The following is a 23,616-nucleotide window of genomic DNA, read 5'->3' as shown; positions in this document are numbered from 1 at the left end:
AGGGGGAGTAACATCTTTTTTAACTCAACTAAATAGTCTATCGATTCGTTGATAGTCTTCTTCTGTTAGATGAACATCCAACGCTTTGGCATTATTAACCACTTGTTCTGTTTTTTTTGCACCAGGAATGACAACATCAACAAAAGGATTTTTGATGTACCAAGCAAGTACGATTTCTGCCACACTAGCATTATAATCAGATGCAATCAATTTAAGTTGACTCACTTTTTCAATAATTGATTTAAAACGTTCACCCTGAAAATCTGCTTTTTTACTACGTAAATCTTCAGGTGGAAACGTTACGTTACTTTCATATTTACCTGTCAACAAGCCAGAAGCTAATGGAAAATAAGGGACAAAAGAAATTTTATTGTCTCTAAGATAAGGCAATAATTCAGTTTCAGCTTCGCGATGGATCAAGCTGTATTCATCTTCGACAATATCAACATAGCCATCTTGGTTTGCTTCTTTAATTTGTTCCAAGCTAAAGTTAGAAACCCCAATTGCTTTGATTTTTCCAGCTTCTTTTAACTTTTGCAAAGCTTTAACAGCTTGATTTTTAGGAGTTGTTTCATCTGGAAAATGAATGTAAAAAATATCGATATAGTCAGTCTGAAGTCGTTTTAGTGCTTCATCAACAGAACGAGTCAAAAACTCAGGGGTATTATTAAATCTACTAGCATTAGCAGGATCATGAGCGGCTTTTGTAGCAATAACTACTTTACTACGGTCAAACTCTTTTAACACTTCACCAATCAATTCTTCTGAACGACCCATTCCATAGGCGAAAGCTGTATCAATCAGGTTGATACCATGAGTCAACGCAGTACGAACGATTTCTTTACCAGTATTATCATTTAGATTTGGAAATAAATTATGACCGCCAACGGCATTAGAACCTAATCCAAGTGGCGTTGAATAAACATTTGTGTTCCCTATTTGAACCTTTTCTGTCATTATGATTCCTCCTGACTTTCTAATCCTAGTGTAGTTGATTAAAGAGAAAGAAGATAGTTTTTTCTCTTATGATCAGAATTTTTGTAACAAAATGTCTTAAAAAGCAGAAAGCTAAAGTTTTATTGCTTTTCTATAGTATAATAGTTGCAACTGAGTGTATCAGTGATTAAATAGTTGAAGGATGGGAGCAAATTGGGAAAAATTAGAATCAATAATATGAAGTTTTACACTAAAAATGGTGTTTTACCAGAAGAACGAGTTTTAGGGCAACAATTAGAAGTTGATGTTGAATTAAGATTGTCATTAGATCAGGCTGGTAAGACGGATAATGTAAATGACACCGTTAGTTATGCGGAAGTGAATGATCAAATTGCCGAACGCTTAACAACTCATTCTTACAACTTAATAGAAGCTGTCGCTTCAGCTATTTTAGATGATATCGAAGCTGAGCACGGTGAAAAATTAGAAAGCGCTCTTATTCGTGTTCGAAAATATAGCGTTCCCATGCCCGGTGTATTTGATAATATTGAAATTGAAATGGAACGAGACTTCATATGATGATCAGTTATTTAGCTTTGGGAAGTAATTTAGGTGATCGCTTAAAAACATTACAAAAAGCAGTCGAGCTGCTGGATCAAGAAAGTGAAATTCAAGTACTAAAAAAATCAAAACTTTACGAAACATTACCATATGGAGATGTTCCGCAAGAAAATTATTATAATGCTGTGATTCAAATCAATACAACGTGTGAACCTCTTCAATTGTTAGAAAAAACTCAAGCTATTGAAAAAGCGCTAGGTAGAGAACGATTGATTCATTGGGGACCTAGAACCCTGGATATTGATATTTTACTGATGGGTGATGAAGAAGTAGCAACAGAACGTCTGACTATTCCTCATAAAGAAATGCTTAAGCGATCATTTGTGTTAGTGCCATTAAGAGACGTTTATTCGGATACTACATTCCAAGGGCAAACTTTTGAAGAGTTGATTGCAAGTACAGGGAATCAAGCAGAAGTTTGGCTTAGTAAAGAAAGTTGGTAAGAATATGGATGAAAAACAACTAGCAGCAATTGAGCAGGCAGTAAAACAAATTCTAAGTGCAATCGGTGAAGACCCGAATCGAGCAGGTGTTAAAGATACACCAACTCGAGTAGCAAAAATGTATAAAGAAGTATTTTCTTCTTTGAGAGCACCAGAATTTGACGACTATGCTCTATTTGATAGTATGAATGAAGACGATATGGTACTGGTCAAAGATATTCAATTTTATTCTATGTGCGAGCATCACTTATTGCCTTTTTACGGAAAAGCACATATTGCTTATGTTCCTAATGAGAATAAAGTTTTAGGTTTAAGCAAATTACCACGATTGGTAGAATACTGTGCGAAACGGCCAAGTGTACAAGAAGATTTAACGATCATGATCGCAAACAAGCTTGTTGAGCACATCCCCGTTAAAGGAGTGGCTGTAGCAATCGAGGCTGAACATATGTGTATGACGATGCGGGGAGTTAAATCACCAAGCAGCCTAACAAAAACCTTCCACTATCAAGGCATATTCAAAGCTGATAGAGAACACAAAAACGATTTTTTAAGAGCAATCGAATCATAGAGGATGGGTGAAATGAAGATCATTGTGGGGACGAACAACCAAGGGAAACTAGAAGAAATTCAGTCAGTTTTCCCTAAGAGTAAAATCACGTTTGAGTCCTATACAAACTATTTTAAAACGGATGATGAAGTAGCAGAAACGGGCAAAACATATACTGAAAATGCACTGATCAAGGCTCGGTTTTATGCGGAAATGATCGGACAGCCAGTATTAGCAGATGATGGTGGTTTAGAAATAGAAGCTTTTCCAGATCTTTTAGGCGTTCAAACAGCGCGCTTTTTTAAAGCTGGTATGACAGATACCGAAAAAAATCTACAACTGATTAGTTTATTTGAAGGACATGAATCATTATCAAGAGTGATTACACTCCATGCGGTTTTAGTCTACGCATGGCCGAATGGTAGGTATCTTATTTCTGCTAAAAAACTTCAAGGTGAATTGACAAGAGAAGAAGTAGGGGAACTTGGTTATGGTTTTGATAAAATTTTTTATTTACCAAGAAAGCATAAAACACTCGCACAACTACCAAAAATCCAACGTGATCATTTAAGTCCAAGAGTACTGGCATTGAAGCAATTGATCGAAAAATTAAAGGAGCAACAAAGATGATGGAAGAGGGATACTTTACTAAAAAAGTCCCCCAAATCATGGGGATTTTAAATGTTACACCAGATTCATTTTCAGATGGTGGGTATTTTAATGAGCTAGATAAAGCGATAGCGCATTGTGAAGAAATGCTGGCAGCAGATGTTGACATTATAGATATCGGAGGACAATCTACACGCCCAAACTATCATGAAATTTCTGCTAAAGAAGAAATAGAAAGAATCGTACCTATAGTAGAAGCCATCAGAAACAGAACGGATAAACCTATTTCAATTGATACGTATTTTCCAGAAGTTGCAGATGTGGCTTTAGCAAAAGGTGCTAATATCATCAATGATATCAAAGGTTTGGATACAAACGGAATGATCGAAATTGCACAAAAATACTCTGATAGCGGTTTGGTGATTATGCATTCACGTAAAAGACGTATCGAATTATCGGTAGCTGAAGATATCCAACAATTTTATCAGGAAAAAATAGAACTTTGTCAAAAGGCTGGAATTGCTTCAGCGCGGATTTGTTTTGATCCCGGTATTGGGTTCGGGAAAACGCAGGAAGAAAATATTGACATCTTAAAACATCCTGAAGACTTTCGTTACAAAGAGTATCCTTTACTATATGGAGTATCAAGAAAAAGAACGATAGCAGCTTTGACAAATGAATCTGACCCATCAGCACGTGACTTTGGGTCAATTGCAGCGTCATTATTTGCTGCAAATAAAGGCGTGGAAATTGTTCGAGTTCATCAGGTTAAAGGAATGCGAGATGCATTGAATGTATGGGAATCGTTGAATAGTAAGTAATGAGTGTTGTTAGCTCTTTACGATGTTTATTGTAAAGCTAACTGAAATTCTGCTTGACTTTATTTCCATTCTCTAGTAATTTATAGATACTATAAAAAAATCGATGAAAGAACGAGTAGATTTCAAACTGATTGTAGAAGAGAAAGTTGCCGTGGCTGAAAGCAACTTCGTTAGAGAAATCGAAAGACATTCTGGAGATGAGCGGAAGAAAAGCCGTTCCGTTACGAGCGTTAATCGTTGGAGGAAAGAGCAATCTTTCGAACTTAGGTGGTACCGCGTGTGTCTATTCACTCGCCCTTGTATTTATACAAGGGCGAGTTTTTGTTGTTCATCACTACGATTGGTTCCGCCAGAATAGATGATGAACAACACTTGGCGAATGGAAGTAAAGAGACGGTTACCGTACTAGTAATCACTCAATACCATGATCCAAACAAGCAGCGGAGGCAATTGATTATAAAAAGTGCAACCTACTCTTTACAAGCGCTTCAGAACTACTCAAATCCCAACCAATTTTTACCAATATAGAATACAAACAACGGACAATAAATAGGAGATGAAAAAATGAGTTATCAAAAACCAAAAGGAACCAATGACTTATTACCAGGAACTTCAGAAAAATGGCAATTTGTTGAAGAAACAGCTCGTTTGATTTTTCGTGATTATCAATATGAGGAAATTCGCACGCCGATTTTTGAGCATTATGAAGTAATTTCTCGCAGTGTAGGAGATACGACAGATATTGTTTCAAAAGAAATGTATGATTTTTATGATAAAGGAGATCGTCATGTGACGCTGCGCCCAGAAGGAACAGCGCCAATCGTTCGGTCATTTGTTGAAAACAAATTGTTTGGACCAGAATTTGCTAAACCATATAAAACCTATTACATGGGGCCGATGTTCCGCTATGAGCGTCCTCAAGCAGGGCGTTTAAGACAATTTCATCAAATCGGAGCAGAAGCATTTGGTAGTGAGAATCCAGCTGTAGATGCAGAAAGTATGGCGATGGCTTTAGACTTTTTCAAACAATTGGGAATCAATCAAATTCGATTAGTAATCAATTCTTTAGGGGATAAAGCAACAAGAGCTGCGTATCGCCAAGCGTTGATCGATTATTTAGAACCGAAATCAGCTGAACTAAGTGAAGATTCAAAACGTCGTTTACATGAGAATCCTTTACGTGTGTTAGATAGTAAGGATAAAAAAGATCAAGCCATCGTAGCCGATGCACCATCTATTTTGGATTATTTAAGTTCGGAGTCAAAAGAGCATTTTGAAACAGTCCAAACGATGCTGAACGAATTGAATATTCCATTTGAAGTAGATAGCAATATGGTACGAGGATTAGATTATTACACGAATACGATTTTTGAAGTAATGAGTGAAGCACCAGGCATGGGCGCTCAAGCAACGATTTGTGCTGGCGGACGTTATAATGGCTTGGTCGAAGAACTAGGCGGACCTGCGACTCCTGGTTTTGGTTTTGCGATGGGGATTGAGCGTGTCTTGATTACGATGGAAGCAGAAGGTGTTGTGGTTCCAGTACTCAATGAGATTGACGCGTACGTGGTTGGCATTGGTGAACAAACGAATATTGAATCGTTAAAACTTGTTCAAGCAATCCGTAATTTTGGTTTTTCAGCAGATCGTGATTTCATGGCTCGCAAAGCGAAAGCGCAGTTTAAAACAGCAGCTAAATTAAATGCCAAACTTGCCTTAACTTTAGGTGAAACTGAATTGGCAGAAGGCGTTGTGAATGTAAAATCAATGGCGAATCGTAATGAAAAAACATTTCCACTCTCAGATATTTATGAAAGATTTGATGAAGTCTATGATGAGATGATGACAGTAATGTTTGATTAATAAACAGCAAAAAATGAAGAGGAGCAAAGACTAATGACAAAAAGAACTGTATACTGCGGAGAAGTCTCAGCAGATTTAGTAGGCCAGGTAATTACTTTAAAAGGTTGGGTACAAAAACGTCGTGACTTAGGCGGAGTTATTTTCATCGACCTACGTGACCGTGAAGGAATCGCACAAGTTGTATTCAATCCAGCGCATTCAAAGGAAGCTTGGGAAATCGCGGATAAATGCCGTAGTGAATATGTAATTGAAATTACTGGAGAGTTGACTTATCGTGATAAAGAAGCGATTAATCCTAAAATGAAAACTGGTGAATTCGAAGTGATGGCAACAGATATCACGATTCTGAATACAGCTAAAACACCACCGTTTTTAATTGAAGATGAGAATAACGTTGGCGATGAAATTCGCATGAAATATCGTTATTTAGATTTACGTCGGCCACAAATGACAGCCAACTTAAAATTACGTCATGAAGTAACAAAATCGATTCGTCATTATTTAGATGACACTGATTTTATTGATATTGAGACACCGTATTTCGGTAAATCAACACCAGAAGGAGCTCGTGACTATTTAGTTCCTTCACGTGTACATGCAGGTCATTTCTATGCATTGCCTCAATCACCGCAAATTTTTAAACAGTTATTGATGAATGCAGGCTTTGATCGTTATTATCAAATCGTTCGCTGCTTCCGTGATGAAGATTTACGTGGTGACCGTCAACCAGAGTTTACCCAAGTGGATTTAGAGACAACTTTCTTATCTTCAGAAGAAATTCAAACAATGACGGAAGAAATGTTAGCGAAAGTGATGCGTGAAACAAAAGGAATCGAAGTCACATTACCGTTCCCACGTATCAGTTATGATGAAGCGATGGCACGTTACGGAAGTGACAAACCAGATACACGTTTTGACATGGAATTGATCGATATCGCGGATGTGATAAAAGATGTTGATTTTAAAGTCTTCCAAATGGCTCTAGAAAATGGTGGACATGTGAAAGCATTGAACGCTAAAGGGGCTGCAGATAAATATTCAAGAAAAGATATGGACAACTTAGGTACTTACGTAAGCCAATTTGGAGCTAAAGGATTAGCGTGGTTAAAAGTTGAAGAAGATGGTCTAAAAGGCCCAATCGCAAAATTCTTAACAGATGTTTCTGACGAGTTGATCAAAGCAACAAATGCTGAAGTTGGCGATATCTTGATGTTCGGTGCAGATACACCAGAAATCGTTGCTGCTGCATTAGGTGCTGTTCGTTCTCGCTTAGGGAAAGAATTAGGATTGATCGATGAATCTAAATTCAACTTCTTGTGGGTTGTAGATTGGCCATTATTTGAATATGATGAAGAAGCTGGTCGTTACGTTTCTGCTCACCATCCATTCACACAACCTAAAGAATCTGACATTGAATTACTTTCGACAGACCCAGCAAAAGTTTATGCTGAAGCGTACGATATCGTATTAAATGGTTACGAATTAGGCGGTGGTTCATTACGTATCCATAAACGTGAGCTGCAAGAAAAAATGTTTGAAACATTAGGTTTCACTAAAGAGTCAGCCCAAGAACAATTTGGATTCTTATTAGACGCTTTAGATTATGGATTCCCTCCACATGGCGGAATCGCGTTAGGGTTAGACCGTTTAGTGATGTTGTTGGCTGGTGAAAATAATATTCGTGAAGTGATTGCCTTTCCTAAAAATGGGAAAGCAGCTGACCCAATGACAAGTGCACCAAGTGTCGTTTCACCATTACAATTATTTGAATTGAATATCGATGTAACTGCAATCGACGAATAGAAACGTTTAAGCACCCAAAATGAGCAATGGCATTTTGGGTGCTTTTTATTTTTCATACTTGTCTAGGAAGTGATTATAAGTGCTAATCAAGTTAACATCCTTTATCTAAAACAAGATTTTTTCATTAGAAATGGGTGTTCTTAGTTTTTAAATGTATGTAATATGAATTCGCTTCCTTTACTTATATGAACAGCTCCACTATAATATACACATAAATTTTAATGTAAGTAGGTTAAGCCAATGTTAGAAAAAATCTCAGCAGTCAAGCATCTATCTGACGCGGATGAAGTGCTACAAAATTATATCTTTAGAAATCTAGAAACCATTTTTACACTTTCTGCGCGTGAAATTGCAACTCAGATTCCGTGTTCTCCTTCCACTGTCACACGATTCGTAAGAAAATGTGGATTTGATTCTTATCACGATTTTCAGCGCTATGTCAAAAATGAAGTGAGCAAACTTGCGGGAAAAGGAATAACGGATACGATTTCTCTTGAACAAATTTTTGTGAATCAAGTTTTCGCTGAGAATGTTATTGAGCAAGTAGAAGTAGTGAGCACACTCTTAAAACAATCAAGTTTTATTTATTGCGTGGGAATGGGCTCGTCTGGAATTATGGCAAGTTACGCTGCTAGAAAATTTAACACGATCGGTTTTAAAGCCATGCATTCGAATGAGCCATATGCACCATTTCTCTCTACTCAAATGAAAGACAACGAAAGTATTATTCTTATTTTTTCTAGCTCAGGTGAAACCTCAGAGATTATAGAGATGGTTCAACTTTTGAAGTTAAGCAATAATCAGATCATCAGTATCACTAATACACATGACAACACCTTAGCCAAACTATCTACGATTAACATCCCTTACTATATCGAAAATCAACGGCTACCTTATAATTTTGATTTATCCTCTCAGATTCCAACGGTTGCTTTAATTGAATACTTAGTGGCTTTTTGCTTTAAGAAGCAATAATCTTCCGTAATTTTCTAAGGCAAACAGTGTTTATAGTTTGTTTATATTTATGTATTATACTGAATATAAACACTGCTGAAGGAGGATGATTATGAATAGGAAAAAGTACTTGTTAGAGATATCATTATTGATGCTACTGCTACTTATTTTTTCGGCTTGTCAATCTAAAGAAGCTGATTTAAAACAACCAATAAAGGAGAGTACGGGAATGACAATTGATAGAAGTAGTACAAAGAATGCAAGTGAATCAAAAGAGGGAAACGCAATGAATACAAAGGAATCGTCAAATCATTCTTTTACAGCAGGATCTTTGATTCAAGCAGTAATGGATAACGATTCTGCAAAAGTGCAAGAGATACTGACAGATAAAAACTATACGATCGATGAAGTCAATACTCAAGGTGAAACACCACTTTTGATTGCAACACATAAAAACTTTATTGAGAGTGCAAAAATGCTGATTGATGCAGGTGCCGATATTAATGTACAAGATCATATTTCGGATAGTCCTTATTTATATGCTGGAGCCCAAGGGAGAACAGAGATCTTGACCTATATGCTAGAAAAACAAGTGCCCAATCAGCAAAAAGTCAATCGTTTTGGCGGCAATGCATTGATTCCAGCCGCTGAAAAAGGACATCTTGAAAACGTTAAACTGTTATTAAAGGATGGCCGATCAGCTATCGATCATCAAAATGATTATGGCTATACCGCTTTGATCGAAGCAGTTGCATTAAGAGATGGATCTGAAATCTATCAACAAATCGTGAAAGTTCTGTTAGAAGGTGGAGCAGATAAAACATTGAAAGACAATACTGGACGAACAGCTGAAGACTATGCTAGAAGTCTTGGCTATTCTGAAATGTTGAATATACTTAATTCTTACTAATTAATAGAAAAACAGCAGAGGCTTAAACCTCTGCTGTTTTTGCGTTTTCTTGTTCTAATAGATACTCTTTTTTATCTGCCATCTTAAAGAAGGGGTACCACACGAGTACATTGACGATTAATAAAACGATAAAGATCAATAAGTAATTAAATCCACCTTTTAAGGCCATCGCGATCGGTGCTGGCGTTGTCCAAGGTAAGGCAATCAACGGATTATATTTAGAGAAATTTAAAATTGATAACATGCCCCAAGCAATACCGCCCATCAATAAAGGAGAAGCGACCATTGGAACAAAGAAAAATGGATTCAACATCAATGGCATACCGAAAATCAGCGGTTCATTCACATTAAAAATAACTGGCGGACCTGCTAATTTAAATAACGATTTGTATCGCTCAGATTTTGCTGTAAACATGGAAATAACTAAACCATAGGTACTTCCTTGACCACCAAAAGCATTTCCGCATACATAAGAAACAACAGCCATGGCAAGATAAGGTAGTTCTTGATGTTGCTGGTAAGCGGTCATATTCGCCAGCATATTGGCTGTCATCACTGGCATTACCACACCATAAACCATGTTTGGATGAATCCCGAAAAACCATAACATATTTGCTAAAGTAAAAATAAGGATGATCGCAATTGGAGAGCCAGTTAATGATTGCAATGGCGCTTGGATCAAGGTTGTGATAAAAGCAAAAATATTACCAAACGATGTAAATGAGAAAAGAATTCTAACAATAAAAAAGACAGCTAAAATCACGCCAGATAAAATAGCTGGACTTAAAGATTCAGAAACATTGGACGGCACTGTATCAGGCATTTTGATTGTTAGATTTTTTCTGATCAAAAATCCATACAAAACGGCAGTGAAATAACCAACAATAATTGCAACAAATAATCCAGTCCCGCCAGTATATTGACTAGCAAATGCTTCTACATTAGTACTTGCGGTTACAACCGTTTGAGCAGGAAACTCTGTAACTGCTTTTTCAAGTGTATATGTTTGAATCATTTGCGGCATTAAGATGAAAAATGAACCAATAGCTAAAAGACCAGCAGGGAGTGGATCGTGCCCTTCTTTTTTAGAATAAATGTAAGCAAAGTTAAAGGTCACATACACTGAAAGCAAGTTGATTGTAGCACCCAACGCTGCGTTAAAGTGTGCAGTCATACCTGTTTTTGCTAAAAATTCGATCCATTGAGGAATCGGAAAATTCCCGACGATCATAAGTAAAGCAACACCTAACGTAATTGGTGTTGTTCGCATAAAGGCTTCGGCTAACGCACTAAAAAATTTACTACCATTCATTTTTTGAGCAATTGGACCAATAAATTTATTCAGAAATTTTTCTAACGTCTCCATTATTTATCCCCCATTTCATTCAAATAATTGCCGTTTGTTTCAATCACTTTTTGATACCAATAAAAACTATCCTTTTTGTAACGATTTAAAGTACGCTCTGAGTTTTCATCCCGATCAATATAAACAAAGCCATACCGTTTTTGATAACCATTCAACCAACTCAGCAAATCAGTAAAACTCCAAGTGCAATAACCTAAGACTTGAACGCCATCTGTGATGGCTTCTTGAATCTCTTGTAAATGTTTTTGTAGATATTCGATCCTGTAAGGATCGTGGATTTTGTCGTTTTCTAATTTATCATACTCCCCTAAACCATTTTCTGTGATCAGAACGGGTAACTGATACCTGCTTTCAATCGTTCTTAAGGCTACTCGAATCCCTACAGGATCGATTGTCCAATCCCAATTTGTTTGCTCAAGGTACGGATTTTTGACAAATTTACTTACTCTTGGAATTTCCATTTCCTGACTAGTTCCTTTTTTACCAGAGTTATTCATTTTCATCTCTCCAGAGAAAGAATTAGTAGTACTGGCTTTGACCGTTGCAGTTTGATAATAATTTAAACCGATGAAATCTGGAACACCGCACGCTAACAATTCTTGATCAGCTTCTGTGATGCTAGGTGCTAGACCTAGTTTTTCTAATTGTTTGATAACAGTTCGCGGATATTTACCCGTTGCATAAACATCTAACCAGAAAAATCCCATCAATTCTTCAGTATCGATTTTAGCTAAGACATTCAGTGGATCACTATCAAAAGCATAGGCAGGTCCATAATTGAAACTCGGACCGATCTGACCGTTATAACCACCTTTTTTAAATGCTTTGATTACTGAAGCATTAGCGAGATTGGCAATATGATTGGCAGCAAACATTCGTTTAACATCACGAACAGCAGGTGGATGGGTACCTAGCAAGTAGCCATGAGTGATAAAAACATTTTGCTCGTTCAAACTTACCCAATAGTTTACTCGATCAGAAAAAGCGTCAAATAAAATCGTGGCATAATTAGTAAAATCTTCAATGATTTGACGTGATTCCCAGCCGCCATACTCATCTTGCAGAGCTTGGGGGAGATCCCAGTGGTAAAGTGTTACGATCGGTTCAATGTTATATTTCAAAAGTTCATCAATCAGCTGATTGTAAAAATCAAGACCAGCTTGATTGAGAGAGCCTTTACCATCCGGGAAAATACGTGACCATGCTATGGAAAAACGGTAAGCTTTCAAACCAATCTCCGCCATTAAAGCAACATCTTCTTTGAAACGATGATAGTGATCTACTGCAACATCTCCATTTGTATCTTTGAAGGTTGTACCTGGTTGTTTGACAAAAGTATCCCAAACAGAAATACCTTTACCAGACTCTTGATAAGCACCTTCAACTTGATAAGCTGCAGATGCACTGCCCCATAAAAAATTTTTAGGAAATTGATCTAATTCTGTGTGACGCATAATCATTCCTCATTTCAATAAATTTTGTACAAGTCGATCATATCTGAAAAATATCTTTTTGTAAGCGTTTTTCTCCGATGTGCAACACGTTGCATGATTATGAAACGCTCAAATAAAAATGAAAAAATACCCATACTTTTCTTTTATTAGAAGATTGTGCTTTTTTTCCAACCCTAAAGCACGTATAATGAGAACCAAATGAATCAAGTAAAGTGAGGCTGCTTCTACATGAAAAAATTCTTTGAAAGTTTACCTGTCCATGACTACACGACAAAACTTTCAGTGTCAATCGTTTACGCGATTTTGGCATCTGTTGCGATGAACTTTTTTTACCAACCAGGAAATATTTATTCCAGTGGGATTACTGGATTGGCGCAAATTTTAACAACTCTGTCAACAAAGATCGTAGGGTTTAAAGTACCCGTGTCAATTACACTGTATGCATTGAATATTCCACTGTTTTTTGTAGCTTGGCGTAAAATCGGGAAAAAGTTTACGATCTTTACTTTTTTGACAGTTACTTTAACATCGATTTTTATGCAAATCGTACCGCAAACAAGTCTGTCAAATGATCCAATTATCTGTGCGATTTTTGGTGGAGCAGTAATGGGATCTGGTATTGGATTTGCTTTGAAAAACGGTCTTTCTTCAGGTGGATTGGATATTTTTAGTATTACGATCCGTAAGAAAACAGGACGTTCTGTAGGATCGATTTCGATGTACTTTAATGGTTTGATTATTTTCGTTGCAGGATATTTATTTGGATGGCAGTATATGTTTTACAGTGCATTATCGATTTTTGTGAGTGGGAAAGTGACCGATGCAGTCTATACGAAGCAAAAGAAGATGCAGGTTATGATCATTACTAAAAATCCGGAGGCAGTTATTGAAGGAATCCAACAGAAAATGAGACGGGGAATTACGATTATTCATGAAGCAGAAGGTGCGTATCGTCATGATAAACAGACATTACTTTTGACTGTTGTGACTCGCTTTGAATTGCCTGCATTAGAAGCGGCTATGAAAGAATCTGATCCGTCTGCTTTTGTGAGTATTTCTGATAATGTTAAAATTCTTGGGCGTTTTTATGAAGAGGACTTATAGGAGTTGCTTCTGCGCTCACCGTTTATTTGGATTCCTTGAGGCTGGATGTAACTCATAGAGTTATGTCCCAGCCTCATCTTTGAACTTTCTAAGGCAATATTCAGTATAGCGAGAATTATATAGAGACATAAGAACTAATAAATTTCAAAGAAGAGACTGATAATTTCAAAAAAATAATCTCTTTTTCTTGAAAAGAAAGGTGAAAACTGTTAAACTATGTTTGTAAGATTGAGGGACGCTTTTAAGACTGTTAATAGAATTTAACAATGCGAAAGAAGAACGTCAATCCTATTTTTTTAAAGTTCATAGGTCGTTTTAAGTCTTACTTGGACGTTTTCAGACCAACGAAGGAGCGCATCATGCTAGATGAATTGAAAATGATTGAAGCAGTTGCTCCAGATTTGCTCGATGTAATGCAGGAAAGGTTTCATATTCTTCGTAATATTTACTGGATGCAGCCTATTGGACGTAGAAGTCTATCTGATAGTATGGGGATTACAGAACGAGTCTTAAGAACTGAGACCGATTTTCTGAAAAACTTACAGCTGATAGAAACTTCTAAAAGCGGAATGACATTAACTGAAAAAGGCTTAGAAGTTTATCAAGGATTAGAGTCAGTAATGAATCAATTACTTGGTATGCATCAAGTTGAAAAAGAAATCAGCCAATATTTTGGGATTAAGCGTTGTATCGTTGTAGCAGGCAATAGTGACAATCAGGAGAAAGTACTTTATGAATTTGGCGATATTTTGACGGATTCATTGGATCTACTCTTACCTGATGGTGATAATATTGTTGCTGTTATGGGCGGCACGACAATGGCGATGACAGCTGAACACATGGGGACTTTAGAAACGGAAAAAAGACATAATCTTTTTGTTCCGGCTAGAGGGGGAATCGGTGAAGCAATGACCGTTCAAGCTAACTCAGTAAGTGCTGTGATGGCTAGTAAGACTGGTGGACACCATAGAGCTTTATATGTTCCAGAACAGTTGAGCCTTGAAACCTATAACTCACTTTTACAAGAACCATCAATTCAAGAAGTTCTCACATTGATTGAACAAAGCAATTGTGTTGTTCATAGTATTGGGCGAGCCTTGCACATGGCAGCACGTCGTAAAATGTCAGATGATGAAATGGTTATGTTAAAGCAAAATAATGCTGTAGCTGAATCTTTTGGGTATTTCTTTGATGAAGAAGGGGAAGTCGTATACAAAATCCCTCGCATCGGACTTCAGTTAAAAGATGTAAAAAAAGTTTCAAATGTCGTTGCAATTGCAGGCGGAAAGTCAAAAGCTAAAGCAATCCGCGCTTATATGAAAAATGCACCAAAACAAACGTGGCTCATCACAGATGAAGCTGCCGCAAATGAGATTTTAAAAGGGGCAACCCTTTAAAATAAAAAAATTTTTGATTTTCATAAGGAGGAAATCTTTAATGACAGTTAAAGTAGGTATTAATGGATTTGGACGTATCGGACGCTTAGCATTCCGTCGTATCCAAGATGTAGCAGGAATCGAAGTAGTAGCAATCAACGATTTAACAGATGCTAAAATGTTGGCTCACTTGTTAAAATATGACACAACTCAAGGACGTTTCAACGGAACTGTTGAAGTTCATGATGGATCTTTCAACGTTAACGGTAAAGAAGTTAAAGTTCTTGCTAACCGTAACCCAGAAGAATTACCATGGGGCGAATTAGGTGTAGATATCGTTCTTGAATGTACTGGATTCTTCACTTCAAAAGAAAAAGCTGAATTACACTTAAAAGCTGGTGCTAAACGTGTTGTTATCTCTGCTCCAGGCGGAAATGACGTACCAACAATCGTTTACAACACTAACCACGATATCTTAACAGGTAAAGAAACAGTTATCTCAGGTGCTTCATGTACGACTAACTGTTTAGCTCCTATGGCTAAAGCTTTACAAGATAACTTTGGTGTTGTAGAAGGTCTTATGACTACAATCCACGCTTACACAGGTGACCAAATGACTCTTGATGGACCTCACCCAGGTGGAGACTTCCGTCGTGCACGTGCTGCAGCAGAAAACATCGTACCTAACACAACTGGTGCTGCTAAAGCAATCGGTCTAGTTATTCCTGAATTAAACGGTAAATTAGACGGAGCTGCTCAACGTGTTCCTGTAGCAACTGGTTCATTAACTGAATTAGTAACAGTTCTTGACAAAAAAGTAACGGTTGAAGAAGTAAATGAAGTTATGGCTAAAGCTGCTAACGAATCTTACGGATACAACACAGACGAAATCGTTTCTTCTGATATCGTAGGTATGACTTTTGGTTCATTATTCGATGCTACTCAAACTAAAGTAATGACTGTTGGCGATCAACAATTAGTGAAAACTGTTGCTTGGTATGACAACGAAATGTCTTATACTGCACAATTAGTTCGTACTTTAGAGTACTTCGCTAACTTATAAGATTAATTCTTATTATTAGTGAAATTTGAACAACTGTGAAATAATAAGCGGGGAAGCAACGCGCTTCCCCGCTTTTTTTATAAGTTTAAGGAAAATCATTCTTTTCAAAATCAAAAATAGATAGGAGTAACTTTTAATGGCTAAAAAGACTATCAAAGATGTAGACTTAAAAGACAAAAAAGTTCTTGTACGTGTTGACTTTAACGTGCCTTTGAAAGATGGCGTGATTACGAACGATAATCGTATCGTAGCAGCACTTCCAACAATAAAATATGTAATCGACAATGGTGGGAAAGCAATTTTATTCTCTCACTTAGGTCGTGTTAAAACTGAAGAAGATAAAGCTGGCAAATCACTAAAACCAGTAGCAGAACGTTTAGGCGAATTATTGGGTAAATCCGTAACATTCGTTCCTGAAACTCGTGGTACTGAATTAGAAACAGCAGTTAATAACATGAAAGACGGCGACGTTTTAGTGTTTGAAAACACTCGTTTTGAAGATATCGACGGTAAAAAAGAAAGCGGAAATGACGCTGAATTAGGTAAATACTGGGCTTCTTTAGGCGATGTATTTGTTAATGATGCGTTTGGTACGGCCCACCGTGCGCACGCTTCTAACGTTGGCATTGCATCAACTGGTATTCCAACAGTTGCTGGATTCTTAATGGAAAAAGAAATCAAATTCGTTGGTGAAGCAGTGACTGCACCAAAACGTCCATTTGTAGCAATTTTAGGTGGCGCAAAAGTTTCTGACAAAATCGGTGTTATCGAAAACTTGATCTCTAAAGCAGATAAAATCCTTATCGGTGGCGGAATGACATATACATTCTACAAAGCTAAAGGCATGAACATTGGTAACTCTTTAGTAGAAGAAGATAAAGTTGCGTTAGCAAAAGAATTGATCGAAAAAGCAGGCGACAAATTAATCTTGCCAATCGATTCAATCACAGCAGCAGAATTCTCGAACGACGTACCAACAGAAGAACATTCTGGTGATGTTCCTGATGGACAAATGGGTCTTGACATTGGACCTGAAACAATTGCTTTATTCGCTCAAGCATTAGAAGGCGCAAAAACAGTTGTTTGGAACGGACCAATGGGCGTATTCGAAATGAGCAACTTTGCTAATGGAACAATCGGTGTTTGTGAATCAATCGCAAACTTAGAAGATGCAACAACAATCATTGGTGGTGGCGACTCCGCTGCAGCTGCAATCCAATTAGGCTTTGCCGACAAATTCACTCACATCTCAACTGGTGGAGGCGCAAGCTTAGAGTTATTAGAGGGTAAAGAATTGCCAGGCTTAGCGGCAATTAACGATAAATAGAAAAAGTTGAACAAGCTGTTTAGACCTTGACATTTGTTATCTATTAATGTTGCTAGGTCGAGCTTGTAAAACTGGATTGGTTATGCCAATCCAAACTATGCTATACCATAATAAGAAAAGGATGTGCTTTTCCATGCGTAAACCAATCATCGCTGGTAACTGGAAAATGAACAAAACTTTAGCAGAAGCGCAAAGCTTTGCTGAAGCAGTAAAAAATGCTGTCCCATCAAAAGATGTTGTCGATTCAGTAATCGGATCTCCAGCGTTATTCTTAGCGCCACTTGCTTGGAGTCTTAAAGATTCTGAAGTGCAATTATCTGCACAAAACTGCTACTGGGAAAACTCAGGTGCGTTCACTGGTGAAAACTCTCCAGCTGCTATTGCAGATTTAGGCATTCAATATGTAATTATTGGTCACTCTGAACGTCGTGAGTACTTTCACGAAACAGACGAAGACATCAACAAAAAAGCAAAAGCAATCTTTGCAAACAACATGACACCAATCTTTTGTTGTGGTGAATCTTTAGAAACTTACGAAGCTGGCAAAACTGCTGAGTGGATCGAAGGACAAATCACAAATGGTTTAGTTGGTTTATCGAATGAGCAAGTATCTTCAATGGTTATTGCTTATGAACCAATCTGGGCAATCGGAACTGGTAAATCTGCTGATGCAAACATCGCTGATGAAATCTGTGGTGTTGTACGTTCAACAGTTGAAAAATTATACGGTAAAGAAGTATCAGAAGCTGTTCGTATCCAATACGGCGGTTCTGTAAAACCAGAAAATATTGCTGAATATATGGCAAAAGAAAACGTTGATGGTGCTTTAGTCGGCGGAGCGAGCCTTGAAGCTGACTCATTCTTAGCTTTGTTAGATGCTGTTAAATAATCACGGCTTATAACAATATACGCAATAAATAGACAAATCATTGAATAATCTATGAATTATGCAAAAAATGTTTGCATAGCGCACGTTTATTCACTACAATCATAATTAAGGGAATCGAATCCCCTTAGTATAAAACAAACTCAAAGGAGAGACAAAACATGTCAATTATTACTGATGTTTACGCACGCGAAGTCTTAGACTCACGCGGTAACCCAACAATCGAAGTAGAAGTATACACTGAAAGCGGTGCTTTTGGTCGTGGAATGGTTCCATCTGGAGCTTCAACTGGTGAATACGAAGCGGTTGAATTACGTGATGGCGACAAATCTCGTTACTTAGGTAAAGGGGTTGTTAAAGCAGTTGACAACGTTAATAACATCATCGCTGAAGCAATCATTGGCTACGATGTACGTGACCAAATGGCTATCGACAAAGCAATGATCGATTTAGATGGAACTCCTAACAAAGGTAAATTAGGCGCAAACGCTATTCTTGGTGTTTCAATCGCTGTAGCTCGTGCTGCTGCTGATTACCTAGAAGTACCTTTATACCACTACTTAGGCGGATTCAATACAAAAGTATTGCCAACTCCAATGATGAACATCATCAATGGTGGATCACATGCTGATAACAGTATCGACTTCCAAGAATTCATGATCATGCCTGTAGGCGCTCCTACATTCAAAGAAGCTTTACGTTATGGTGCTGAAGTATTCCACGCATTAGCTGGAATCTTAAAAGCTCGTGGATTAGCTACTTCTGTAGGTGACGAAGGTGGTTTTGCTCCTAACCTTGGTTCTAACGAAGAAGGTTTCGAAGTAATCATCGAAGCAATCGAAAAAGCTGGCTATGTACCTGGTAAAGATATCGTTCTTGCTATGGATGCTGCGTCTTCTGAATTCTACGACAAAGAAAAAGGTGTTTACGTTTTAGCTGATTCAGGCGAAGGCGAAAAAACAACTGAAGAAATGATCGCATTCTACGAAGAGTTATGTGCGAAATACCCAATCATCTCAATCGAAGATGGATTAGATGAAAATGACTGGGATGGTTTCAAAAAATTAACAGTTGCTTTAGGCGACAAAGTTCAATTAGTTGGTGACGATCTATTCGTTACAAACACAACTAAATTAGCTGAAGGTATTGAAAAAGGAATCGCGAACTCAATCCTTATCAAAGTTAACCAAATCGGTACTTTAACTGAAACATTTGAAGCAATCGAAATGGCTAAAGAAGCTGGCTACACTGCAGTTGTATCTCACCGTTCAGGTGAAACAGAAGATTCAACAATCTCTGATATCGCTGTTGCAACAAACGCTGGTCAAATCAAAACTGGTTCATTAAGCCGTACAGACCGTATTGCTAAATACAACCAATTATTAAGAATTGAAGACCAATTAGGCGAAGTTGCTGAATACAAAGGGTTGAAATCTTTCTACAACTTAAAAAACAAATAATTTTAGTTGATTATAAAGTAAAAAGGGACAACTGATTCTTGAATCTTTTCTCCTTATACTCATACGTAAAAACACCTCTTGTTTAGTCAAGGGGTGTTTTTTTGCATATTCAATAAACTAGTAGGTTCAGTTATACTTAATAGATCAAAAGATTATTTTGAAGGAGATGGTAAAAAATGAAAAGATTTTTAAGGGTTGTATTCCTCTGCACTACTTTAATAGTTTTAGCTTCTTGTATGACTAAAAAAGGAAAAGTAGATAATTCAAAAAAGAGGATTGATGAAAAGCTAGTGCAAAGATTAGTTGGTTCATGGGTAGCTAATAGTTATGATTATGGAAACTATAAAATAGTTTATGCTGAAAAAAATTTGATTTTTAATTCAACGAAACTAGAGATTGAGTATACTGAAGAAAGTAGAGTCGTTACGCACCAAAAAAATGATAAAAAATTTCATTACATTTTTGAAGTAAAAGAAGAAGGAATCATTGTTTATCCTAGCTATGGAATCGAGCAAAGCGGGAATGATCTAGTTAGTGGTGGAGATTTGGCTCCAATAGAGCTGGAAAAGACACGAAAGATATCCAAAGAAAGTATTTTAGGAAGATGGAAGTCGACAGAATCAGATTTTCCAGCGTATATTCAGGTAAGAGCTACTTTTGACCCTAACAAAGTGGAGTTGTTGATCGCGCAAAGTGAAAATGACTTGGATGTTGAAACAATTCCATTGACCTTTGAACTTGGGAAATCTGAGTTGAACTACTTAAACAAAGATAAAACGATTAGATATAGCTTTTCTAACTACGAAGAGACTCAAATGATTCTTAGTTCTTCTGCAAATAAGGAAGGTGCAGAAGGGACGGCACGACCATGGGTTTTAGAAAGAGTGGTTAATTAACATATAAGTAAAACCCTAATAAACAGTGGAAATAGAAGCAATACTTTCTGAAATAAGTACTCCTGCCCATCCTGGTTATCCAAAAGAAAGAATCGGTGTTATACTAAAAATAAAACGAGGAGGACAGACCATGAATCAATTAGATCTCCAAGGAATAATGAAAAAACAACGTATCTTTTTTAATTCAAACCAAACAAAATCAATATCTTTCAGAAAAGAAAAACTTGAACAACTATTAACAAGTGTGCAAAAGCACGAAGAAGATTTTTACTGGGCCTTTGAAAAAGATCTAAAAAAGCCTCAAGCAGAAGTTTACGCAACAGAGCTAGGGCTAGTTCTTTCTGCAATCAAAGATATGTTAAGAAACCTGGATAAATGGACGAAACCTATAAATAAACCAAGAGCGATCTCCTCTTTATTAAACAAGAATACCGTTTTTCTAGAACCTTTTGGAACAGTTTATATTATTGGCCCATTTAATTATCCGCTTCAGTTAACGTTAGTTCCGTTGATCGGTGCACTTGCAGCAGGGAATTGTGCAATCGTAAAACCGTCATCAAGGACACCGAATGTGGCTGCAGTGATTGGCACTGTTATTGGAGAAATATTCGATGAAGAATATGTCAAAGTGCTTTCGCCTAATTCAATTGATAATGCATCTGTTTTAAAAGAGCGCATGGATTTCATTTTTTTTACAGGAAGTACTAAAGTTGGAAAAATCGTAATGGAAGCAGCAGCAAAATACTTGACGCCAGTTGTTTTAGAGCTTGGTGGTAAAAGTCCCGCAATCGTTACAGAGCAAGCGGATATTGAGTTAGCTGCTGAACGAATTATTTGGAGCAAGCTCTTGAATACAGGTCAAACATGCATTGCAACGGATTATGTTTTAGTAGATGAAAAAGTTAAAAGCAAACTGATAATTGCTTTGAAAGAAAAAATCATTGAATTCTATGGAACAAAGATTCAGGGGAATACAGATTATGGTCGGATTGTTCAAGGACCTGCGATCGACAAGTTTATTCAATTGATCGACGAAAATCAAGACTCACTACTGTTTGGGGGAGAGTATGATCGTGCGACAAGATTTGTTGCACCTAGTTTATTTGATATTGACTTAAGCCGAGAGAATAGTTTGATGAAAGAAGAGTTGTTCGGGCCACTATTACCAATTTGTGCGTATCAACAATTAGATGATGCAATCACGTTTGTTAAAGAGGGTGAAAAACCGTTAGCTGTTTATTTATTTTCAGATGATCGAGATGTTCAAAAACGAATTTTACATGAGATTTCTTTTGGTGGTGGTGGAATCAATCAAACCATTATTCATGTAGCCAATGATGATTTACCTTTTGGAGGTGTAGGAGCATCAGGAATGGGAAACTATCATGGGAAATACAGTATCGAAACTTTTTCTCATAAAAAAGCAATTGTTTATGGTAGAAAAGACACGATGGCAAAATTGATTTATCCGCCTTATGATCAGAAAAAATTCGATTGGCTAAAGCGTTTATTATAAAATGACAATTTGCTCCATTACAATAGACTAACAATAAAACTAAAAAAGCACAGTCTGAAAATGACTGTGCTTTAATTCTGCTTATGATGATCAATGACTATTTTCTGTTACGAACATTATCAAAGATAAATCGGATACCTGTAACCAAAAAAACAACTAACCCAGAGAAAATGAATAAGAAACCTATAGGTAAAAGATAAAAATTTTCATGTAGAATACCTGAGGCATCAATATATTCAACTGAATTTACTTTGATGAAAATACAAGCGCAGCCAAAGAGTAGTAAAAAGGCTCCAATCAGTGTTGTAACCATATTTAATTTTGCTCGTCTGGTTTTGCTGCCATCTTTTATTAATTTTTCGGTCATGTTATTCACGTTGTTTCCTCCTAGAATCAATTCATCAAGCGAAATATGAAAAATACTAGAAATTAGGATCAACAGTTCAAGATCTGGAAGGTTACGGTTATTTTCCCAGTTTGATACTGCTTGTCTGGTTACATTTAAACGAATAGCAAATTTTTCTTGTGTTAATTGATTTTTTGTTCTGAGTTCTTTAATCTTATCTCCAAATTCCATAGTGTAAGTTCCTTTCGTTGATGTATCTCAAGCATAGTAGAATATCATATTATTCTCAAGAAAGCATTCCTTGCGCCCTGCTAAATAAGGGGAAAGCAACTCTTGCTTCGTATTGTTGTTCATGAGTAAATTATAGCACCTAGAATTTATAAATAGAAATTTGAGCATGATCCCTAAATTTTTGAGTAAAATCGTTTGTACAGATTTCAAGTATAGTAATAAAATTTGTATCTTTTATTGTAGAAACGAGGGTCACTATAATTTCTTATTTAACAAAGGAGTTTAACGCATATGTTTTTTTCAAAAACTATTTATTTGTTATACTGATTGTAATAAATTGAAAGGAGGAAATTTTTATGAAAACAAGAGCTGAATTAAAAAATGAAGCAAAAGGAATATTGCGTGGTCGCTGGAAAGACAGTGTATTGATGTGTTTGGTGCCGACGTTGATTTCAATTGCAATTGGACTTCTTTTATTTTTTCTACTATTATTACCTACTATTACATTCGTTCAAAATAATCCAGATCTATTAAATAATCCGTCAAGTTATGATGGTAACTCTGGAAGCGGGAGTGGTGGTTTTGTTGGTGGTATTTTAGGTACTATTTTTAGTGCTGGAATCTCTTGGACCTTCCTTGATCTTTTAAAAGGTAAAAGACAAGAAATTCGCCCATTCTCAGATGCTTTTCGTGGGTTTGCAGGACCGGTCATTTTAGGGCTGATTGGTATTTACGTATTGATGTTTGTCTTTATTTTTTTATGGTCACTGCTTTTAATTATTCCAGGAATCATTAAAGGTTATTCATACTCTCAAGCATATTTTGTTTATTATGAGTCCTATGAAGAAACTGGTGTACGTCCAGGTTTTCTAAATTCGATTACGCGTAGTAGACAGATAATGAAAGGGTATAAAGGTCAGTTGTTTTTGTTAGACTTAAGCTTTATCGGCTGGCATATCTTAGCCATTTTATCACTAGGAATCGGCTATCTATGGCTAACGCCATACATCAGTGCAACAAAAGCTGCATTCTATGAAAACTTACCGAAAACAACAACAGTTTAAAGCGATTAAGAGATGAG

The 23,616-nt window shown here is 36.8% G+C and carries 23 protein-coding genes and 1 other annotated feature; of the genes, 19 read left to right on the top strand and 4 right to left on the bottom strand.

All coding sequences use genetic code 11. The annotated features are described in order from the left end of the window. Positions 1–24: 24 nt before the first annotated feature. A complete protein-coding gene (locus AC4BB5_RS13045) occupies positions 25–957 on the bottom strand; it encodes an aldo/keto reductase (protein ID WP_490456552.1) in 933 nt (310 codons plus the stop codon). 192 nt (positions 958–1,149) lie between these two features. Between AC4BB5_RS13045 and folB the strand changes: the two genes are divergently transcribed. From folB to AC4BB5_RS12995, 10 genes are all read left to right on the top strand, one after another. After that, positions 1,150–1,515, top strand: a complete 366-nt coding sequence (folB, locus tag AC4BB5_RS13040; protein ID WP_490456551.1) for a dihydroneopterin aldolase — start codon at positions 1,150–1,152, stop codon at positions 1,513–1,515. Beyond that, on the top strand, positions 1,512–2,000 hold the full coding sequence (gene folK, locus AC4BB5_RS13035; RefSeq protein WP_490456550.1) for a 2-amino-4-hydroxy-6-hydroxymethyldihydropteridine diphosphokinase: 489 nt from the start codon (positions 1,512–1,514) through the stop codon (positions 1,998–2,000). The genes folB and folK overlap by 4 nt, the downstream gene beginning before the upstream one ends. Before the next feature lie 4 nt (positions 2,001–2,004). After that, positions 2,005–2,571, top strand: a complete 567-nt coding sequence (folE, locus tag AC4BB5_RS13030) for a GTP cyclohydrolase I FolE (protein WP_490456549.1) — start codon at positions 2,005–2,007, stop codon at positions 2,569–2,571. 12 nt (positions 2,572–2,583) lie between these two features. Then, a complete protein-coding gene (locus AC4BB5_RS13025; protein WP_490456548.1) occupies positions 2,584–3,180 on the top strand; it encodes a non-canonical purine NTP pyrophosphatase in 597 nt (198 codons plus the stop codon). Next, entirely contained in the window at positions 3,177–3,980 is an 804-nt protein-coding gene (gene folP / locus AC4BB5_RS13020) for a dihydropteroate synthase (RefSeq protein WP_490456547.1), read from the top strand. Before AC4BB5_RS13025 ends, folP begins: the two co-directional genes overlap by 4 nt. A gap of 94 nt (positions 3,981–4,074) precedes the next feature. Further along, positions 4,075–4,282: a binding site (T-box leader), on the top strand. Beyond that, positions 4,260–4,508: a hypothetical protein gene (locus AC4BB5_RS13015; RefSeq protein ID WP_490456546.1), complete on the top strand. Its 249-nt coding sequence runs from the start codon at positions 4,260–4,262 to the stop codon at positions 4,506–4,508. It overlaps the preceding feature by 23 nt. 36 nt (positions 4,509–4,544) lie before the next feature. After that, entirely contained in the window at positions 4,545–5,843 is a 1,299-nt protein-coding gene (gene hisS / locus AC4BB5_RS13010; RefSeq protein ID WP_490456545.1) for a histidine--tRNA ligase, read from the top strand. A gap of 33 nt (positions 5,844–5,876) precedes the next feature. Further along, a complete protein-coding gene (aspS, locus tag AC4BB5_RS13005; protein WP_490456544.1) occupies positions 5,877–7,646 on the top strand; it encodes an aspartate--tRNA ligase in 1,770 nt (589 codons plus the stop codon). Between the two features lie 240 nt (positions 7,647–7,886). Next, on the top strand, positions 7,887–8,621 hold the full coding sequence (locus tag AC4BB5_RS13000; protein WP_490456543.1) for a MurR/RpiR family transcriptional regulator: 735 nt from the start codon (positions 7,887–7,889) through the stop codon (positions 8,619–8,621). Between the two features lie 91 nt (positions 8,622–8,712). Then, complete coding sequence (locus AC4BB5_RS12995; protein WP_490456542.1) at positions 8,713–9,510, top strand: ankyrin repeat domain-containing protein; 798 nt, start codon at positions 8,713–8,715, stop codon at positions 9,508–9,510. A gap of 22 nt (positions 9,511–9,532) precedes the next feature. Here AC4BB5_RS12995 and AC4BB5_RS12990 read toward each other — a convergent pair whose 3' ends face one another. Together AC4BB5_RS12990 and AC4BB5_RS12985 are read right to left on the bottom strand one after the other, a co-directional pair. Further along, on the bottom strand, positions 9,533–10,876 hold the full coding sequence (locus AC4BB5_RS12990; RefSeq protein WP_490456541.1) for a PTS sugar transporter subunit IIC: 1,344 nt from the start codon (positions 10,874–10,876) through the stop codon (positions 9,533–9,535). Continuing rightward, positions 10,876–12,330: a glycoside hydrolase family 1 protein gene (locus AC4BB5_RS12985; protein WP_490456540.1), complete on the bottom strand. Its 1,455-nt coding sequence runs from the start codon at positions 12,328–12,330 to the stop codon at positions 10,876–10,878. The genes AC4BB5_RS12990 and AC4BB5_RS12985 overlap by 1 nt, the downstream gene beginning before the upstream one ends. Positions 12,331–12,558: 228 nt before the next feature. Between AC4BB5_RS12985 and AC4BB5_RS12980 the strand changes: the two genes are divergently transcribed. From AC4BB5_RS12980 to AC4BB5_RS12945, 8 genes are all read left to right on the top strand, one after another. Continuing rightward, entirely contained in the window at positions 12,559–13,434 is an 876-nt protein-coding gene (locus AC4BB5_RS12980) for a YitT family protein (RefSeq protein ID WP_490456539.1), read from the top strand. 359 nt (positions 13,435–13,793) lie between these two features. Next, positions 13,794–14,831 carry a sugar-binding transcriptional regulator gene (locus AC4BB5_RS12975; protein WP_490456538.1) on the top strand — a complete coding sequence of 346 codons (1,038 nt, stop codon included), beginning with the start codon at positions 13,794–13,796 and terminating at the stop codon, positions 14,829–14,831. A gap of 40 nt (positions 14,832–14,871) precedes the next feature. Then, positions 14,872–15,873 (top strand): type I glyceraldehyde-3-phosphate dehydrogenase, encoded by a 1,002-nt coding sequence (gene gap, locus AC4BB5_RS12970; RefSeq protein ID WP_069634608.1) that lies wholly within the window; start codon positions 14,872–14,874, stop codon positions 15,871–15,873. Positions 15,874–16,009: 136 nt separating this feature from the next. Then, positions 16,010–17,200: a phosphoglycerate kinase gene (locus AC4BB5_RS12965; RefSeq protein ID WP_490456537.1), complete on the top strand. Its 1,191-nt coding sequence runs from the start codon at positions 16,010–16,012 to the stop codon at positions 17,198–17,200. Positions 17,201–17,333: 133 nt separating this feature from the next. Further along, complete coding sequence (gene tpiA / locus AC4BB5_RS12960; RefSeq protein WP_490456536.1) at positions 17,334–18,089, top strand: triose-phosphate isomerase; 756 nt, start codon at positions 17,334–17,336, stop codon at positions 18,087–18,089. Positions 18,090–18,247: 158 nt separating this feature from the next. Continuing rightward, the gene (gene eno, locus AC4BB5_RS12955) at positions 18,248–19,546 is read left to right on the top strand and encodes a phosphopyruvate hydratase (RefSeq protein WP_010763068.1); all 1,299 of its coding nucleotides are present in this window, start codon (positions 18,248–18,250) and stop codon (positions 19,544–19,546) included. A 176-nt stretch (positions 19,547–19,722) separates the two neighbouring features. Further along, complete coding sequence (locus tag AC4BB5_RS12950; RefSeq protein WP_490456535.1) at positions 19,723–20,442, top strand: hypothetical protein; 720 nt, start codon at positions 19,723–19,725, stop codon at positions 20,440–20,442. A 130-nt stretch (positions 20,443–20,572) separates the two neighbouring features. After that, positions 20,573–21,958: an aldehyde dehydrogenase family protein gene (locus AC4BB5_RS12945; protein ID WP_490456534.1), complete on the top strand. Its 1,386-nt coding sequence runs from the start codon at positions 20,573–20,575 to the stop codon at positions 21,956–21,958. 97 nt (positions 21,959–22,055) lie between these two features. Here AC4BB5_RS12945 and AC4BB5_RS12940 read toward each other — a convergent pair whose 3' ends face one another. Then, positions 22,056–22,535, bottom strand: coding sequence for a DUF3955 domain-containing protein (locus tag AC4BB5_RS12940; RefSeq protein ID WP_490456533.1), 480 nt, complete (start codon positions 22,533–22,535; stop codon positions 22,056–22,058). 356 nt (positions 22,536–22,891) lie between these two features. On the opposite strand from AC4BB5_RS12940, the gene AC4BB5_RS12935 reads away from it, so the two are divergent. Next, positions 22,892–23,599, top strand: coding sequence for a DUF975 family protein (locus AC4BB5_RS12935; protein WP_490456532.1), 708 nt, complete (start codon positions 22,892–22,894; stop codon positions 23,597–23,599). The last annotated feature ends 17 nt before the right edge of the window (positions 23,600–23,616 follow it).

The organism is Enterococcus sp. AMC1252 (assembly GCF_058216515.1).
This window is presented reverse-complemented; position numbering and strand designations above follow the sequence as displayed.

Excerpts from the sequence above, each read along its gene's own strand:
- AC4BB5_RS13045 (WP_490456552.1), bottom strand. The coding sequence starts at position 957 with ATGACAGAAAAGGTTCAAATAGGGAACACAAATGTTTATTCAACGCCA.
- folK (WP_490456550.1), top strand. The coding sequence starts at position 1,512 with ATGATGATCAGTTATTTAGCTTTGGGAAGTAATTTAGGTGATCGCTTA.
- folE (WP_490456549.1), top strand. The coding sequence starts at position 2,005 with ATGGATGAAAAACAACTAGCAGCAATTGAGCAGGCAGTAAAACAAATT.
- AC4BB5_RS13025 (WP_490456548.1), top strand. The coding sequence starts at position 2,584 with ATGAAGATCATTGTGGGGACGAACAACCAAGGGAAACTAGAAGAAATT.
- folP (WP_490456547.1), top strand. The coding sequence starts at position 3,177 with ATGATGGAAGAGGGATACTTTACTAAAAAAGTCCCCCAAATCATGGGG.
- hisS (WP_490456545.1), top strand. The coding sequence starts at position 4,545 with ATGAGTTATCAAAAACCAAAAGGAACCAATGACTTATTACCAGGAACT.
- aspS (WP_490456544.1), top strand. The coding sequence starts at position 5,877 with ATGACAAAAAGAACTGTATACTGCGGAGAAGTCTCAGCAGATTTAGTA.
- AC4BB5_RS13000 (WP_490456543.1), top strand. The coding sequence starts at position 7,887 with ATGTTAGAAAAAATCTCAGCAGTCAAGCATCTATCTGACGCGGATGAA.
- AC4BB5_RS12995 (WP_490456542.1), top strand. The coding sequence starts at position 8,713 with ATGAATAGGAAAAAGTACTTGTTAGAGATATCATTATTGATGCTACTG.
- AC4BB5_RS12990 (WP_490456541.1), bottom strand. The coding sequence starts at position 10,876 with ATGGAGACGTTAGAAAAATTTCTGAATAAATTTATTGGTCCAATTGCT.
- AC4BB5_RS12985 (WP_490456540.1), bottom strand. The coding sequence starts at position 12,330 with ATGCGTCACACAGAATTAGATCAATTTCCTAAAAATTTTTTATGGGGC.
- AC4BB5_RS12980 (WP_490456539.1), top strand. The coding sequence starts at position 12,559 with ATGAAAAAATTCTTTGAAAGTTTACCTGTCCATGACTACACGACAAAA.
- AC4BB5_RS12975 (WP_490456538.1), top strand. The coding sequence starts at position 13,794 with ATGCTAGATGAATTGAAAATGATTGAAGCAGTTGCTCCAGATTTGCTC.
- gap (WP_069634608.1), top strand. The coding sequence starts at position 14,872 with ATGACAGTTAAAGTAGGTATTAATGGATTTGGACGTATCGGACGCTTA.
- AC4BB5_RS12965 (WP_490456537.1), top strand. The coding sequence starts at position 16,010 with ATGGCTAAAAAGACTATCAAAGATGTAGACTTAAAAGACAAAAAAGTT.
- tpiA (WP_490456536.1), top strand. The coding sequence starts at position 17,334 with ATGCGTAAACCAATCATCGCTGGTAACTGGAAAATGAACAAAACTTTA.
- eno (WP_010763068.1), top strand. The coding sequence starts at position 18,248 with ATGTCAATTATTACTGATGTTTACGCACGCGAAGTCTTAGACTCACGC.
- AC4BB5_RS12950 (WP_490456535.1), top strand. The coding sequence starts at position 19,723 with ATGAAAAGATTTTTAAGGGTTGTATTCCTCTGCACTACTTTAATAGTT.
- AC4BB5_RS12945 (WP_490456534.1), top strand. The coding sequence starts at position 20,573 with ATGAATCAATTAGATCTCCAAGGAATAATGAAAAAACAACGTATCTTT.
- AC4BB5_RS12940 (WP_490456533.1), bottom strand. The coding sequence starts at position 22,535 with ATGGAATTTGGAGATAAGATTAAAGAACTCAGAACAAAAAATCAATTA.
- AC4BB5_RS12935 (WP_490456532.1), top strand. The coding sequence starts at position 22,892 with ATGAAAACAAGAGCTGAATTAAAAAATGAAGCAAAAGGAATATTGCGT.